Origin of the sequence: Neorhizobium sp. R1-B, assembly GCF_004368875.1 — a bacterium.
Classification (GTDB): Bacteria; Pseudomonadota; Alphaproteobacteria; order Rhizobiales; family Rhizobiaceae; genus Neorhizobium; species Neorhizobium huautlense.
Genome location: NZ_SOEM01000006.1, coordinates 113,535 through 128,862, shown reverse-complemented (window position 1 = coordinate 128,862; position 15,328 = coordinate 113,535). Strand labels below are relative to the sequence as shown.

Genomic DNA, 15,328 nt, shown 5'->3' with positions numbered 1-15,328 from the left:
ACTCATCTGCCTGTCGCGAATACCTCACTTAGCTGCCGAATTCGTCGGAAATCTCGCTATCAGAAGGCGCGTTGGTAATCGCATTTAAGCGAAGACGCAGGTTCGCGCGCCCGCTGACCTTCCTCCTCGAGGACTCCCGACTGCGAATATCACCGATGAATGACTGGAAACGACGAATCGGTCGATTCTGGATAAGCAATTCGACGACATGCCCACAAAGACGAGGAAGCCATTGACTGCGAACTCGGTCGAACTCGTTTCGATGTCATGATTGCGCGGACTACAGTTTGCTCTGGATCAAACGGCGGCAAAATAAAAGAGTCCTGGAACGGTGGATCAGCAGGTGTTGATAGCAGGGTCGAGACGGCCGAAGCAGGCAGGCGCTATCCCTTTCATGGCGCTCTCACCCGACAGGTGAAGTTCCAGTAAGATCGTGAGCGGCGAACGTTCCGCCGTGAAATTTCGCCGAGACTGGATCCTCGGTATCAGGAAGCCTCAGGACTTCTTCCGCATAACGCTCCGCGTTATCTTGGGGGCGATAGCCTAGTTCCAGCGCCCGTGCATTATCCCAGAGCGACCGATCGTTTGCTGAGACGCCATAGACAATTTCGTGGCCTCGGATGTCCGCTTCCAATGCAACTATGGACAGATGCTGCATGTCTCGATGGCTGATCCACGTCGACAGCGTGCGCCTATCATAGGGTCGCTCCGCACAGGTCCCGATCCTAACGCTGATGCATGTTAACCCGAACTTATCAGCGAACATCTGCGCGGCGGCTTCACCAAATGCCTTGCTGAGGCCATAACCGCAATCCGGCCGCACCGGAACCTGATGATTGATCTTCCGTTCGCGGAGATAGTAGCCCACCGCGTGATGACTACTGGCAAAGACGATGCGCTTAACAGCGTTGCGGCGCGCGGCATCGAACAGCGCATAGGTTGCGGCAATGTTGAGCGGCAGGATGTCATCCCAGTCGCCAATGCGGGAAATGCCGGCCAGATGCACCACCGCGTCAACGCCTTTCATAGCCTTTGCGATCGCATCCGCGTCGGTGAGGTCCGCCTGCACCGCTTCCTCGTTTGCGGCGAGGCCCGGCATCGGCAAGCGGTCCAGAAGCCTGACGTTGGGATAGCGGGAAGCCAGCGCTGGCCGCAACACCGTTCCGATCCGGCCCGCGGCGCCGGTCAGGAGCACATGATTGATGCTCATTTCAATCTCCGAGCCTGACATCCAGCGCGTCCCGCAGGGCGTCTCCGACGAAATTCAGCGCAAGCACGGTCAGGAAGATGGCAAGGCCGGGGAAAACCCCCATCCACCAGGCATCCCAGTATTGCATCGACGTGGAAAGCATCGATCCCCAGGTCGGTGCCGGCGGCTGCACGCCCAATCCCAGAAAGGACAAGGCGCTTTCGGTGATGAGCGCCGCCGAGGATTTGAGCGAGGCATAGACGAGAACATTGCCCCTGACGCTCGGCCAGACATGCCGGCGCAATATCCTCGCGTCTCCCATGCCGATCGCCCGGGCGGCCTGCACGAATTCGCTTTCGCGCACCGTCAGGACCTGGCCGCGCACCAGCCGCGCGAAACCAGGCGCATTGACGATCGCAATGGCGATAATGGCGTTGAACAGATCCGGACCGAGAACCGCGATGATGGCAAGCGCCAGAATGATCATCGGAAAGGCGAGCAGCCCGTCCATGACGCGCATCACCACATCGTCGTACCAGCCGCCGAAATATCCGGCGGAAAGGCCGATCACGATGCCGACCGCAAGAGACGCGGCAATAGACAGCACCATGACCTGGAGAGACGTCGTCGAGCCGTAGATGATCCGGGAAAGGATATCGCGGCCGAGTTCGTCCGTCCCGAACCAGTAGCTCGCATCGGGCGGCAAAAGGATGGCTTCGTAGTCGATAGCGGTCGGATCGAACGGGCTGATGACGGGCGCGGCCATGGCGCAGACCGCCAGCAGGCCGAGGACAAGCAGACCGAACCGGCCAAGCCTATGCCGCCAGACCTTTGCCAGCGTCTGGAGCGCGCCGCGTGTCCGCATAGCCGGAGCCGCGGGTTGGACGGTTATGGACGTGCTTGCCAAGGTCACAGGCTCACCCTTCTGTCGAGGAGGAAATACAGGATGTCGATCAGGATATTGACGAGCAATACGCCGACCACGACGGTCAGGATGGCGCCCTGGACGACCGTGAAGTCACGCTCGAAGATCGCATCGACGATCATGCGGCCGAGGCCCGGAAGCGAGAAGACGGTCTCGGTGACGACGGCGCCGCCGATCAGCGTGCCGAGCTGCAGGCCGACCACGGTCACCACCGGCACCATGGCGTTGCGCAGCGCGTGCCCGGCGATCACCCGGAATTCGCCGGCGCCCTTGGCGCGCGCCGTCCGGATGAAGTCCTGGGACAGGATGCCGAGCATGGCCGCGCGCGTCTGGCGCATGACCAGGGCCGCCTGCGCCGTGCCGATGGTGATCGTCGGCATGATCATCAGCTTGAGGCTGGTCAGCGGGTCGACCCAGATCGGCACGTAGCCGGACGGGGGCAGCCAGCGAAGCGTGATCGAAAAGAACATGATCAGCAGGATACCGATCCAGAAATAGGGAACGGCCATGCCCGACATGGCGACGACGCTGACGGTGGAATCGATCCATCTGCCGCGATACAGCGCTGCGATCGTCCCGAGCGGCACGCCGATGATCAGCGACAGGGCCATCGCTCCCAATGCCAGCTGCAGCGTGACCGGAACCCGATCCGCCAGCATTTCGACCACCGGCTGGCGCGTCTTGATCGAGCGCCCCAGATCTCCCGTGGCGGCGCGACCGAGCCAGTTCACGAACTGGACCGGGATCGGCTGATCGAGCCCCAGCCGTTCGCGCACCGCCTGGCGCTCCTCCACTGTCGCCCCTTCGCCAAGGATGCTGATCGCCGGATCGCCGGGGAGCATCAATGTCGTGGAAAACACCACGACGCTCATGACCAGCAGGACCGGAATTAGCTGCAGAAACCGGCGAATAAGAAAGCTTATCATCTCGCTTCACTCCTCCCGAATTGGCCGGGCCTCTTACCTGCCGTCCTTCGATTGCGCCGCGCCCTCCGCCTGCAGCGCCGCAATGATCGCCGGCTCCGTCGCGAAAAAATGCTGCTGCATCGCCTTCACCGCCCGCTCCGGATCGTGCGCCTCCATCGCTTCCAGAATTGCCACGTGCCGCCGGAAGGTTTCGTTCGGGTCACGCACATGACGCTGGGAATGAAGGGCTCGCATGCTGGCTTCGATCGGGCCGGACAGCGCCTCGAAAAGATTGACGATCAGGACGTTGCGGCTCGCGCGCACCAGGAGCATGTGGAATGCCGCGTTTGTCGGGATCCAGACTTCGGAATTGGTGCGGTTCTCGTCCAGGATGCGGACGATGCGGCGCAGCTCGTCCAGCTCCTCGTCGGTGATGAGGCTTGCGGCAAGGCCGGCCGTATGGGTCTCGATCGCGCGGCGCAGGTCAATGACATCGCGCAACCGGTCGGCCGAAACCCGCACGGCAAACTCGAAATATTGCGCCAGGGGCCGGGAGCTCTGGCTGCGCACCACCGTCGGCTTACCGTGACGAATCTCGACGACACCCATATCAGCAAGGCGCTGGAGCGCCTCGCGGAGCACCGGCTTGCTGACGGCAAACCGCCGCGCGAGCTCCACTTCGGACGGCAAGGCATCTCCGGGCTTCACGCTGCCGGAGGAAATAAGATCGGTCATCTGGTCGATGAGCACGTCCGCCAGGCGGGCGCGTCCCACCGTTTCGATACGCAGGTCCTGCATCAATGTCCTCTTCTCAACTACTCATCTGATGAGTTGACGTCATGTTAGTACTTGATGTAGGAGTCGAGGGCAAGAGGAAAGCGCCGGTCAAACGGTTTTCGGCGCCAAGGGGAGGAAATGATGAGAAAACAGCTTGTATTTTCAGCACTTGCGCTAATGGCGACGGTACCGATGGGAGTGGCTGCCACGGCGAAGGAGCCGCGCGTGGGCGGCACCATAACCCAGGCCGTCGACCTGGAACCGGTGACGCTGGATCCCGCCTTCGGCAATGCGCCCGGCAAGGACCGCGCCTTTTTTACCATGATACTCGAGAACCTCTTCGTTCAGGATCCAAAGGGCAATCTCGTCCCGCAGCTCGCGAAATCCTGGGAAATCGCGCCTGACGAGAAGTCCATCACTTTCAAACTGCGTGAAGACGTGACCTTCCACGACGGCACGCCCTTCAACGCGGAGGCGGTGAAGTTCAATTTCGACCGTCTGGTCGATCCGGTCGTCAAACCGCGCGCCAGGCAGTTCGTGACTGATCTCAAATCGACCGACGTCATCGATGCGCTGACTGTCAGGGTCAACTTCACCAACCCCTCCGGTGCGGTCATTTCCGGTCTTGCCAACGATGCCGGCATGATCTCCTCGCCGACCGCGGTGAAGAAGCTCGGAGAGGACTATGGACGCAATCCGGTCGGCACCGGGCCGTTCCGCTTCACGGGCTGGACCGGCGGCAACCGCATCGAGGTCGCCAAATTCGAAAAATACTGGGGCAAGGACGAAGCGGGACGGCAATTGCCATATATCGACGGCGTCATCACCCGTTTCATTCCGAATACAACGGTCAAGATCGTCGAGGTGCGCTCTGGCAATGTCCAGGTCGGCGACCTGGTGCAGGTCAAGGATTATGCCCAGATCGAGAGCGATCCTGCGACACAGCTGGTCGAAAACCCCGTCGGCACGGCGCAGTACATGTCGTTCAACCTGACGCGTCCGCCGTTCAACAATATCGAGTTCCGCAAGGCGGTCGCGATGGCGATCGACCGCAACGTGATCTCGAAGGTCGTCGCCAAGGGCGAAGGCATTGTTTCGCCCTTCTTCGAGCCACCCAGCTCCTGGGCCTATTCGGACAAGGTCGTCGGCCATAAGTTCGATCTTGAGGAAGCCAGGAAGCACCTGAAGGCATCCGGCTTTACGGGCGGCATTTCGCTGGCGATCATCCAGCGCGATCCAGACACGCAGATCGCCCAGATCCTGCAGTCGCAGCTGAAGCAGATCGGCATCGACGTGAAGATCGAATCCTTCGAACGCCAGGCCTGGCTCGATCGCATTCTGAAATACGACTACGATTTCGCGCTCCAGCGCGCCAATACCCCGCGTGTCGATCCCGACATGAGCTTTTCGGTCTATTACAGCCGCAAGGCCCCGTCGAACTATGCCGGCATCAAGGACGACAAGATCTTCGACGGCGTCGATGCCGCCCGCGGCACCACCAACCAGGCCGAGCGCGCCAAGATCTACGCGAACATCCAGCAGACCATCCTCGACAACTATTATCAGACCTTCCTGTTCTGGCGCGCCAACAAGGACATCAAGCGCGCCGAAGTCATGGGCATGCGCCGGGAACTCAGCGGCAACTGGCTCTTCGACCGCGCCTGGATCGCTGCGAAATAATGCTGATGGCATCTTCGCACTCGCTGCTCGAGATCACCGATCTCGCCGTCAGCTTCGCAACGCCGGCCGGTCAGGTTCGCCCGGTTGACGGCATCTCGCTGCGGATCGGCAGCGGCGAGACGCTCGCGCTCGTCGGCGAGTCGGGTTGCGGCAAGTCCGTCACCAGCCTGGCGATCCTGAGATTGCTTGCCGAGAACGCAACGGCGGAAGGCAGCATCCTTTTGAGGACGAAAGGCCAGCCGCCCGTCGATCTCGTAAACCTGTCCATTGGCGAGATGCGCCGCATCCGCGGCAACCGTATCGCGATGATCTTTCAGGAACCAATGACCTCTCTCAATCCGCTCCAGCGGATCGGAAAGCAGATCATCGAAAGCATCAACCTGCACCATGCCATGCCGACGAAAAAGGCGCGGGAACTGGCTGAAGAAACGCTGCGGCTCGTCGGTTTTGCCGAGCCGGCCAGGCGGATGCGCAACTTCCCGCACGAGCTTTCCGGCGGCATGCGGCAACGGGTGATGATCGCCATGGGGCTGGTATGCCGGCCGGCCTTGCTGATCGCCGACGAGCCGACCACCGCGCTGGACGTGACCATCCAGGCGCAGATCCTCGACCTCATGCGCAAGCTGCAATCGGAAATCTCGATGTCGATGCTCTTCATCACCCATGACCTGGGTGTCGTTGCGGAAATCGCCGATCGCGTGGCGGTCATGTATGCCGGACAGATCGTCGAGTCCGGCCCTGTTCGTGACATCCTGGATGCGCCCCGCCACCCTTACACGCACGGTTTGCTGAATTCGGTGCCGGAACTGGACGGCCCTCGCCGGCGTCTCCAGCCGATCCCGGGAATGGTGCCCGACCGGAACAGCCTGCCCGGCGGCTGTCGTTTCGCGCCGCGATGCCGGCATGCGGTGACCGGGCTCTGCGACGCCCAGGTCCCGCCTCTCGAAACCATGGAAAACGGCAATCAGGTCCGCTGCTTGCGCTGGCGCGAACTCGTGGAGGTGCTGGATGTCGTACATGCCTGATGCACCGCTTGTCGAAGTCACCAAACTGCGGAAATGGTTTCCGGTCCGCTCGCCCCTGTTCAGCCGCGGCAGGCAGCAGCTCCGGGCCGTCGACGACATCTCGCTAACGATCGCAGCCGGCGAGGTCCTGTCTGTGGTCGGGGAAAGCGGCTCGGGGAAATCGACCCTCGGCCGCGCGGTCCTGCGCCTGCAGCGGCCGACATCCGGCTCCGTGCGGCTGGCCGGGCTGGATCTCGGCACGCTCGGCAGATCGGCGCTCAGGACCGAGCGGCGGAAGATGCAGATGATTTTCCAGGACCCGTTCTCCTCGCTCAATCCGCATATGAGCATCGGCGATGCGCTGGCCGAGGTCTTCGAGGTCCACAGGATAGGGTCCAAGGCAGACCGGAGCGAGCGGGTGAGCCGCCTGCTCGAACGCGTCGGCCTGCCCCGCTCGGCCGCATCCCGCTTTCCACACGAATTTTCGGGCGGCCAGCGCCAGCGCATCGGCATTGCCAGGGCGCTCGCCTCCGAACCTCGGTTCATCGTCGCCGACGAGCCGGTATCGGCGCTCGACGTCTCCATCCAGGCGCAGGTCATCAACCTGCTTCAGGACCTCAAGGACGAGCTTGGACTGGCGATGATGTTCATTTCCCATGACATGGCCGTCGTGCGGCAAATCTCGGACCGCGTCGCCGTCATGTATCTGGGGCGCATCGTCGAGATCGGACCGACGGACCAGGTCTTCGCCAATCCGGCCCATCCCTATACGGCGGCGCTGCTGTCTGCCGTGCCCGTCGCACGCGCCGGAACGAGACCTAGCCGCATCCTGCTCAAGGGCGATATCCCCTCGCCCATTTCTCCGCCTTCCGGCTGCGCGTTCCGGACGCGCTGCCCTTACTCTTTGCCCGCCTGCGGCGACGATCGCCCGGCAATGCGCCGGGTCGGCGAAAACCACGACAACGCCTGCATTCGCGACGATATCGACGCGTTGAAATCAAAAGGAGCTGAAAGCCGTGCTTGAAAATCGACCGGCCCCACTCGACGACGACACAAGGGAAAAGCTGCGGACGGTGACGACCGCGACGCTGACCACGCTGCTCCTCAAAAGAGGTTTCGACAACACGTTCATGATCGGCGTTAAACCCGTCATGACCGGCAAGCGCCGCATGGTAGGCCAGGCGTTTACGATGCGTTACATCCCTTACCGGCCGGATCTCGGCAACGTGTTCCAGCGGGACAATCGCAAGGATCTGCAGCGCATCGCCGTCGAGACCGTGCCGCCGGGGGATGTTCTCGTCATCGATTCCCGCGGCAATGCCGAAGCCGCCTCCTGTGGTGAGATCCTCATGATGCGCATGATGGTGCGCGGCGTCGAAGGCGTCGTCACCGACGGGGGGTATCGCGATTCCCCCTCGATCGGCGAGCTCGACATCCCGACCTTCCACCAGACGCCATCGGCGCCGCCGATCATGGTCAAGCATCATCCGGCCGATATCGGCTGCCCGATCGCCTGCGGCGGCATCGCGGTCTTCCCGGGCGACATCATCGTCGGCGACGACGAGGGTGTGGTCGCCATACCGGCGGGGGTGGCGGCCGAGATCGCCGAGGAAGCGGTCGCCAAGGAGGCGGTCGAGGAATATATCGCCCAATGCGTTCTCGCAGGCGAGCCGATCGTCGATATCTATCCGCCGACGCCTCTCGTCCATACCCGGTTTACGGCCTGGATTGCCGCCGGCAAACCCGCCCTCCCTCCATTTTCAATCGAGAACTGACCTCATGAAGATCGTCGATCTGAAGGCGCGCTGCGTCGCCATTCCGCTCAACGCGCAGCTGCGCAGCAATACCGGTGTCCATCCGGGTTATTTCATGCGCACCATCATCGAACTGGTGACCGACGAGGGCATCGTGGGCCTCGGCGAGGTGGGCGGCGGCGACCAGCGCGGCGCCATTCTCAAGCTCAAATCGCGGCTTGTCGGCCTCGATCCGTTCCATACGGAAACCATCAAGGCGAAGATCCTCCGCAACACCTATTTCCAGTCCAACGCGCGCATCTATGCGGCGATCGAAATCGCCTGCATGGATATCCAGGGCAAGGCGATGAACCGCCCGATGCACGATCTCATGGGCGGCAAGGTCCGCGATCGCGTCTCCTTCATCGGTTATCTCTTCTGGCGTTACGATCGGCCCGACGGCAAGGACGATCTCGGCGCCGAAGACGTCGCGGATCATTGCGCCGAACTCGCCGAGACCCTCGGCGTCAAGTCGATGAAGCTGAAGGCCGGCGTGATGCCACCCGCCGAGGAGGCGCGCGTCCTGGAACTCTGCCGGGACCGCCTCGGTAACGACTTCGGGCTGCGCATCGACCCGAACGGCACCTGGTCGGTCGGGACCGCCGTCAAGATAGGCAAGCGCCTCGAAGACCTCGACATCGAATATTTCGAAGACCCCTCCTGGGGTCTTGAGGGAAATGCGGCCGTGCGAAGCAAGATCCGCGTGCCGATCGCCACCAACATGTATCCGGCCCGTTTCGACGACCTCGGACCCGGCATTCGGATGAATGCCGCCGACGTCATCCTGACCGACCTACATTACTGGGAGGGTCCGCGCGGCGTGAAGGATCTCTGCGCGGTCTGCCGGACCTTCCAGATCGGCGTCGCCATGCATAGCGGATCCGAATTCGGCATCGAGCTTGCCGCAATGCTGCATACGGCTGCAACCGTTCCGGACATGATCTATGCAGGTGATGCGCACTATCACTACCTTATGGACGATATCATTGTCGGGGGTCCGATGCGCTACGAAAACGGCCAGATCCAGGTCCCAACCGGCCCGGGGCTCGGTGTCGAACTGGACCCTGACAAAATGGAGAAATACGAGCGCTACTACGAGGAGAAGGGAGACTACTACGCGCGCTTCCGGGCCGATCCTCGACGCCCCGATTGGCATCCGGTGATCGGGGGCTGGTGAGACCGAAAGGCATCACAGTCCTTAACCGGTTTGGACTGCCAACGCTGAAGCTTGGCACGTCTCCTCCGTTGGCCGTCAGCTACAGCGATGCACCACCCACACCTGAGTGAACGTTTGAAGCCGAACCCATGAGTTCATTCGTTCGACGATCGGCCATAAAATTGCGCGGAATTGTAAACACGCGAGACGCTGCGGCGTGCGCGGATAAGAGTTGCTAGAATGGGGTCAGAACAAGATGGGGTAGTTGCCGTCTCCCCTCAAGGCATTGCAAAATGCCAAGATGATGTGGTTGTAGCCCACAGGACGGAGAAGACCGCAAAATGGAAGACACGATGATTAATGGCGGAGACGGGGCGCGAAGCTGCCGCTCAATGGACGGATCTCCTATTTCCTCGGCAGGCGCATATTGCGAAAGTCAACGATGCCTTGAATGGATACGAAACCTGAGCCCTGTTCCTGAGAGCCTCTAAGTAGCTGAAACTCCAAGTACTGGCGTACAAATCGGTGGTTCGGCGTAAAATCGAATCATGGCCAGAGAAGCCAATTTGTTCCACAAGCTATTCTGCAAATTGGCTGGCTACACACTGTTTCGTATCCGGAGTGAGCCGGGCCGGCGCATCGCTCCGTCATCAAAAACCTAGAGGTCAGTTACCTCGCCTCTGGCATAGGAGCCAACGACGGCTGCCCTCAGCACGCTCAAGAAATCTTGAGATTGTGCGAAGCGTCTCACTTTTGGCACTCAGACCTCCCCGTTAGGCTTGGGACGACTATCGAAAATCCAACGGAGGATCCCGACAACAGCGCGGCGCCGGACAAGCATCTGGATTTGCCGAGTATGTGGCGCCGAAAGCCCTTCCCTAGGCTCTGTTTCCTCTCAGAGCATCCTTGAAGAGTTCAGACGCCTTCGTGCCGCCCCGATCGGGATAATAACTCTCAGCATTCCAGATGGCCCTACAGTAACGGTTCCTAACTCAGAGGCGGCATTGTTTTCGCTCGAGCTATGGCCCTCGTCCGATATCCACACCGTGACCACCGTCAGAAACACTCTCGTCGACGTTCTTCGCGGTGCGAGGACGATCCGGGAGGGACGAAAAGCATTTATTGATGCTGCTCTCCAACTCGGTATCAAGGTGGACGCTGAGTAGCCGCGGTGTTGTTACCCTAATGGCCTGTCCAGATTGATCTGCTTCTCCACGGTATTGTTGATGAAGTCCCAGCGCATGCCGATCGGCTGCCTCTCCAGGTCGTAATGACCGTTGAAGTACTGGATCAAGGCTGCCTCGCCTCCCATGTCTTGCCAGTCGTTGTCGCGCCAGCCCCGATAAACTCGGGCGTATGACCGGAAATCGACCAACTCGCAAGAACGGTAAAAGTCCTCCCGCATCGCTTCGACGAACTGACCAGCCGCATCGATCAGTTTCTTCCCTGCTGACCTTCGCCATCGATATATCCTCGATATAGACCGAAATATCAGGTCATAGGATCTTGATCGATGAGCAACCGCGCGCAAACACCGGCCTTTGTATTTGGGGCGATGGCTTATGCAGGAACGCACCCAGCGCCGCGAAGTCGCGGAGCGATCCGGAACTTTTCCTTCCATCAAAGGTTTGGTCTCATCACGATCCGTGAGGAGGAAACAGCCATGATGGATTGGAACAGAGTCGAAGGTAACTGGAAACAGATGAAGGGCAAAATCAAGGAACAGTGGGGGAAACTCACTGACGACGACCTTGATATGATCGCTGGAAAACGCGACCAGCTCGAAGGCAAGATTCAAGAACGGTATGGCTATGAAAAGGATCGTACGCGTAAAGATATAGACGATTGGTACGGTCGCCAGAATTTCCACTGATTACTGACCCCGGTCCGTGAACTGACCCCATAAAGTTGGACGGTTCAATGGCTGGGATGATTTAAGGGCTGGGACCTGTATTGCACAGGGCTCAGCCCTTTGAGTTTCATCCGGATACGATCGTTGTTGTAGTATTGAATGTAGTCCTCTGCAGGATCGGCCTGTCCTCGTCATTGAGGCGGCTCACTGCCTTGCCGAGCTCCGCGTTCGTTAGGTGGTATGGTGACAGCGATCGATGAACGCAGGGACCATCCCGGCCGTTGCCATCTTTCACGAGGGTCGAATGGCCGCCCTTTCACCGAGATATGCTGTTCGCGAAGAACGCGATCGCAGCTGGACAGTGTATGACACCTTTACCGACCGCTATCCGTCGACATGGTGTTTAGTCGATCTGTCAGAAAGCCAAGCCAACATCTACTGCGCGATCATCAATGCCAAGGACACCGACCGTATTCGCGGTGACCTTAGTTAAGGCAATTGTGGCGCGGGGGCGAGAAACCTCCGGAACGAACCATCAACTGGAGGATTGTGTGTCCGTGGCGATCCGCGACAAGGAGCGAGCAAATGCCGAACGAGAAAAAGCCGGACGAACAGCAGAAGAAGCCCGAACAACAGCCCTATCAAAACCCGGGCAAAGACAAGAATCACCCGGGAGACGACGCGGCCGTTGACGCCTCGACCGAGCCTCGAACAGGGGAGCCGGCAAAGCGCTGAATAAAGTTCCGGCTGGGTAAGGCCCGGGCCATAAGGACTTTCCAAGGAATGAGAAACGGCATCATCGGCCGTCCGCCCGTGGTTAGGGCGATGGGTGGAACAGAGGCATCCCCTTAAAAGTTCTGCCGCATGCCACTGACGCACCACGAGAGACAAGAGATCTTCGAGGAAGGGAAGCATGCCGCCTCCCTCGAGCAAAGCTCTATCGTTTGCCCCTATCTGGATGACGTGACCACAGAGCGCTGCGCCATCTGGATGGCCGGTTACCGGTCCTTCAAGGCCGACGATGCGAACTACGCGGAGAGCCTACTCCTTTAAGTCGGTTGCTTCCCCCAGTGGGACGTGACCCTATGAAGTTCTCGACAGACTGCTTGAGGGCTCGAACGGGAAAAACGGTCGAGTCCTCTCTTGTGTGGAAAGTTTGGGCTGCCGAGGAAAAGCGCAAGCGACGTCAGCTCGGACCCGCCGTCTTCTGGTCATGCGCCAGGCATTCCGCCTGCGTCCAGACTTGCGCGCTGCAGACACCGGCCACGGTATCGGCAATGCCTTCCTGGGCGCCCTCGGTGGTTCCAACTAGCAGCCCCTGGTCGCTATTGGTGAAGGTTCGTTCCAGCAAAGAGCTTTTGTAGCGGGTCTCCTCTTTGCCGATTTTGTTGAAAAACTCCGGGGTTGCCTGCACTGCAAATCACTGATTCCACTTCCAATATCTAACGTGGAGCGAAGCAGATACTGGGACCCAGGCAAGTCGATCAGGCCGTGTTGTTTTACGAGTTCTCAATCGAAGGCCACATCCCCGCTGATCACATGCTTCGCGCGATCGACCGCTTTATCGATCTGTCGGCAGTTCGAAGAGAGCTGGCCAGTTTTTACAGTCACACGGGCCGGCCATCGATTGATCCTGAACTGATGATCCGCATGCTGCTTGTCGGCTATTGCTTTGGCATCCGTTCGGAACGCCGACTGTGCGGCGAGGTCCATCTGAACTTGGCGTATCGCTGGTTCTGTCGGCTCGGTCTTGATGGCCGCGTACCGGATCATTCCACTTTTTCGAAGAACCGTCATGGGCGCTTCCGCGAGAGTGATCTCTTTCGGCGCGTGTTCGAGATGGTGGTGTCGCGCTGCATCGAGGAAGGGTTTGTTGGTGGTGAGGGCTTTGCCGTGGACGGCAGCCTTATCAAGGCAGATGCCAATAGCCAAAGCGGTATCGAAGGAGCCACTTGGAGCGCACCGGAAAAGGCCAATCGTGCGGTCAAGGAATACGTCGCAGCCTTGGATGACGCGGCGTTTGGGTCAGCGACCGCGGTCACACCGAAGCATCTCACCTACCGATCCGGCAGCTCGTTGGACCGCCGCCAAGGGGGGCGCGGCCTTCTTTGCCTATACCGCCAACTATATGATCGATCTCGACCACGCGATCATCGTCGACGTCGAGGCGACAACCGCCATTCGCCAGGGAGAAGTGACAGCCGCCAAGCGTATGATAGAGCGCACCAGAGAGGAGCTCGGCCTTTATCCGGCTCGGCTGGCCGCTGATAGCGGATACGGATCGGCGGAGATGCTCGGTTGGCTTGTGCACCAACAAGGCATCGAGCCGCATATTCCGGTCTTCGATAAGTCCGCAAGGACGGACGGCACATTCTCCCGCGGGGACTTCACCTGGGATCGGCCGAATGACATCTACCGCTGCCCGGCAGCAAGGTGCTGACCACCAGCGGTACGATCGTCAACGACAACCAGCTTCTCTACCGCGCCAGCAAATACGACTGCGAGGTCTGCGAACTCAAAGCGAGATGTTGCCCGAAGGAACCGGCACGCAAGGTCCCACGATCAATTCATGAGGGCGCGCGGGATATGGCTCGCGATATCGCCAAGACGGAAGCCTAAGTCACATCGAGACGGCAGAGGAAGAAGATCGAGATGCTGTTTGCCCATCTCAAACGCATTCTCAAGCTGGATCGCTTGCGATTGCTAGGACCGAATGGCGCAAGGGATGAATTCCATCTCGCAGCCACCGCCCAAAAACTCAGAAAGCTCGCCAAATTGATCCCGGTGCCTGCACCCAAGCCGGCATAACGGCCACGACCCATCACAAAATCCGCAGGACCTGCCATCGCATCAAGGCATCGACGGAGAACACGCCGACTTTTTCAACGAAATCTGCCCGAAGCGGACTTCAGACAAATACAATAGCATTTCATTTGTATGGAAATTGAGAGGTTGCCAGAACAAGCTCCGCTATCCTTCGCGAACGAATTTGGCGGAGAATGTAATGAGCCGATTTGCTTCTACTCTGCTTGTTGCTCTGGCGGTGGGGTGGATGCTGTTTAGCGGCTATTGCGCCGAACCAGCAGAAGCCAGTCTCAAGTTGGTGTCGAGTTCTCGAAAGAGTTGGCCAAGCCGAGTAGTGCCATGAGGCTGAGGTGGAAAATGGCGCAAAAGAATACCGACTTCTTCCGGCGCAGTGTCGGCCGCAGTCTGCAAAACGGTATAGGCAACCCCTGCGGGGTCTTCAGAGGCTACCTCGCAGGCCAAAGCCGCATAAACAGCTGGCCCCAATAGATGCCTAGCTTGGCTGATACCTCGGCTTCCCACATTCAGGTCTGTGTGAGTGTACGCCACCGCCGCTGCCAGCATCGCTGAGCGGGCTGCATACTTTGCAGATTGCTGATCACTCCTTTTGGCTGCAGCATGAGCTGCCCAAGCCAGTGTCCGCAGCGCTTTGTCTCTTCCGCCTGCATGCCCGAACGCACGCGCACCCATAATGGCCTGCCGTGGTCGATTGTCATGAGGCTCTCTATCTTCGAACACTGCCAGCGCTACGGCGGCGCAGTCGGCCGCCCATAGCGCTGCCGGGCGCAGAAACCGTTCAGTCTTCGATGAATTTCCTAAGGTAGGGTTGTTTTGGCTCATGAGATGATCGGCCAAGTTCCAGCAGTTTCTGACCATGGCATTCGGTGGTTTCTCTCAGCAACTCGCTCCTGGCAACGGACGTCTGAATTTTGGGTCTGGAGGAGCCCTCGATAGACGCTTCAAGGGATGGCCGCATTCGGCGCAAAGTTGCAGTCAAGACACCCCAAAGTCCTGGTGTTTAGGGAGCTCCGCTCAAACGTTATCGCGAGGTATTGGAGCAAGGTTAGACTGGGGATCGGATGGCCGCAACTGGGCAAGCCTGCCATCAACCCGACCGCCTCGCCTTAGGGCGCCAAGGGAGAGGGAGAGAGAAAGGGAGCGCGACATCAGGGATTCCATTTATCGATTACCACTGGCGAGAACTCAGCGTTGCCGCGAGGGCAACTATCGCGGTACAAACAA

General features: G+C 59.7%; 14 protein-coding genes and 2 pseudogenes. 10 read left to right on the top strand and 6 right to left on the bottom strand.

All coding sequences use genetic code 11. The features are described 5' to 3' along the window. Nucleotides 1–403: 403 nt before the first annotated feature. From EDE05_RS11210 to EDE05_RS11195, 4 genes are read right to left on the bottom strand one after another with little or no spacing between them, the layout of a single operon-like run. A complete protein-coding gene (locus EDE05_RS11210) occupies nucleotides 404–1,210 on the bottom strand; it encodes an NAD(P)-dependent oxidoreductase (protein WP_162712244.1) in 807 nt (268 codons plus the stop codon). Nucleotide 1,211: 1 nt separating this feature from the next. Continuing rightward, nucleotides 1,212–2,054 (bottom strand): ABC transporter permease, encoded by an 843-nt coding sequence (locus EDE05_RS11205; RefSeq protein ID WP_112796970.1) that lies wholly within the window; start codon nucleotides 2,052–2,054, stop codon nucleotides 1,212–1,214. A 44-nt stretch (nucleotides 2,055–2,098) separates the two neighbouring features. Further along, on the bottom strand, nucleotides 2,099–3,040 hold the full coding sequence (locus tag EDE05_RS11200) for an ABC transporter permease (RefSeq protein ID WP_134101039.1): 942 nt from the start codon (nucleotides 3,038–3,040) through the stop codon (nucleotides 2,099–2,101). Nucleotides 3,041–3,073: 33 nt separating this feature from the next. Further along, on the bottom strand, nucleotides 3,074–3,817 hold the full coding sequence (locus EDE05_RS11195; protein WP_112796965.1) for a FadR/GntR family transcriptional regulator: 744 nt from the start codon (nucleotides 3,815–3,817) through the stop codon (nucleotides 3,074–3,076). A gap of 120 nt (nucleotides 3,818–3,937) precedes the next feature. On the opposite strand from EDE05_RS11195, the gene EDE05_RS11190 reads away from it, so the two are divergent. The 6 genes from EDE05_RS11190 (at nucleotide 3,938) to EDE05_RS11160 (ending at nucleotide 11,302) form a co-directional block, all read left to right on the top strand. Continuing rightward, on the top strand, nucleotides 3,938–5,476 hold the full coding sequence (locus tag EDE05_RS11190) for an ABC transporter substrate-binding protein (RefSeq protein WP_162712242.1): 1,539 nt from the start codon (nucleotides 3,938–3,940) through the stop codon (nucleotides 5,474–5,476). A gap of 5 nt (nucleotides 5,477–5,481) precedes the next feature. Continuing rightward, the gene (locus EDE05_RS11185; RefSeq protein WP_112797124.1) at nucleotides 5,482–6,501 is read left to right on the top strand and encodes an ABC transporter ATP-binding protein; all 1,020 of its coding nucleotides are present in this window, start codon (nucleotides 5,482–5,484) and stop codon (nucleotides 6,499–6,501) included. Then, nucleotides 6,494–7,504, top strand: a complete 1,011-nt coding sequence (locus tag EDE05_RS11180; protein WP_245519892.1) for an oligopeptide/dipeptide ABC transporter ATP-binding protein — start codon at nucleotides 6,494–6,496, stop codon at nucleotides 7,502–7,504. Before EDE05_RS11185 ends, EDE05_RS11180 begins: the two co-directional genes overlap by 8 nt. Then, a complete protein-coding gene (locus EDE05_RS11175) occupies nucleotides 7,497–8,255 on the top strand; it encodes a ribonuclease activity regulator RraA (RefSeq protein ID WP_112796956.1) in 759 nt (252 codons plus the stop codon). Before EDE05_RS11180 ends, EDE05_RS11175 begins: the two co-directional genes overlap by 8 nt. 4 nt (nucleotides 8,256–8,259) lie before the next feature. Further along, nucleotides 8,260–9,450, top strand: a complete 1,191-nt coding sequence (locus EDE05_RS11170; protein WP_112796954.1) for an enolase C-terminal domain-like protein — start codon at nucleotides 8,260–8,262, stop codon at nucleotides 9,448–9,450. Between the two features lie 1,645 nt (nucleotides 9,451–11,095). Beyond that, nucleotides 11,096–11,302 carry a CsbD family protein gene (locus tag EDE05_RS11160; protein WP_112797122.1) on the top strand — a complete coding sequence of 69 codons (207 nt, stop codon included), beginning with the start codon at nucleotides 11,096–11,098 and terminating at the stop codon, nucleotides 11,300–11,302. Nucleotides 11,303–11,346: 44 nt separating this feature from the next. Here the strand turns inward: EDE05_RS11160 and EDE05_RS11155 are convergent. Then, a pseudogene (locus EDE05_RS11155) lies at nucleotides 11,347–11,448 on the bottom strand (IS3 family transposase); the annotation flags it as partial. A 137-nt stretch (nucleotides 11,449–11,585) separates the two neighbouring features. Between EDE05_RS11155 and EDE05_RS11150 the strand changes: the two are divergent. The 3 genes from EDE05_RS11150 to EDE05_RS11145 all read left to right on the top strand — a co-directional run bounded on the left by EDE05_RS11150 (nucleotide 11,586) and on the right by EDE05_RS11145 (nucleotide 12,334). Next, nucleotides 11,586–11,774, top strand: coding sequence for a hypothetical protein (locus EDE05_RS11150; RefSeq protein WP_112823755.1), 189 nt, complete (start codon nucleotides 11,586–11,588; stop codon nucleotides 11,772–11,774). Nucleotides 11,775–11,866: 92 nt separating this feature from the next. Beyond that, a complete protein-coding gene (locus tag EDE05_RS26795; protein WP_162712240.1) occupies nucleotides 11,867–12,016 on the top strand; it encodes a hypothetical protein in 150 nt (49 codons plus the stop codon). A 129-nt stretch (nucleotides 12,017–12,145) separates the two neighbouring features. Next, nucleotides 12,146–12,334 (top strand): hypothetical protein, encoded by a 189-nt coding sequence (locus tag EDE05_RS11145; protein ID WP_112796944.1) that lies wholly within the window; start codon nucleotides 12,146–12,148, stop codon nucleotides 12,332–12,334. 133 nt (nucleotides 12,335–12,467) lie between these two features. Here EDE05_RS11145 and EDE05_RS11140 read toward each other — a convergent pair whose 3' ends face one another. After that, a complete protein-coding gene (locus EDE05_RS11140; protein ID WP_134101036.1) occupies nucleotides 12,468–12,695 on the bottom strand; it encodes a hypothetical protein in 228 nt (75 codons plus the stop codon). 47 nt (nucleotides 12,696–12,742) lie between these two features. Here EDE05_RS11140 and EDE05_RS11135 point away from each other — a divergent pair. Further along, nucleotides 12,743–14,089 (top strand): annotated as a pseudogene (locus EDE05_RS11135) (IS1182 family transposase). The last annotated feature ends 1,239 nt before the right edge of the window (nucleotides 14,090–15,328 follow it).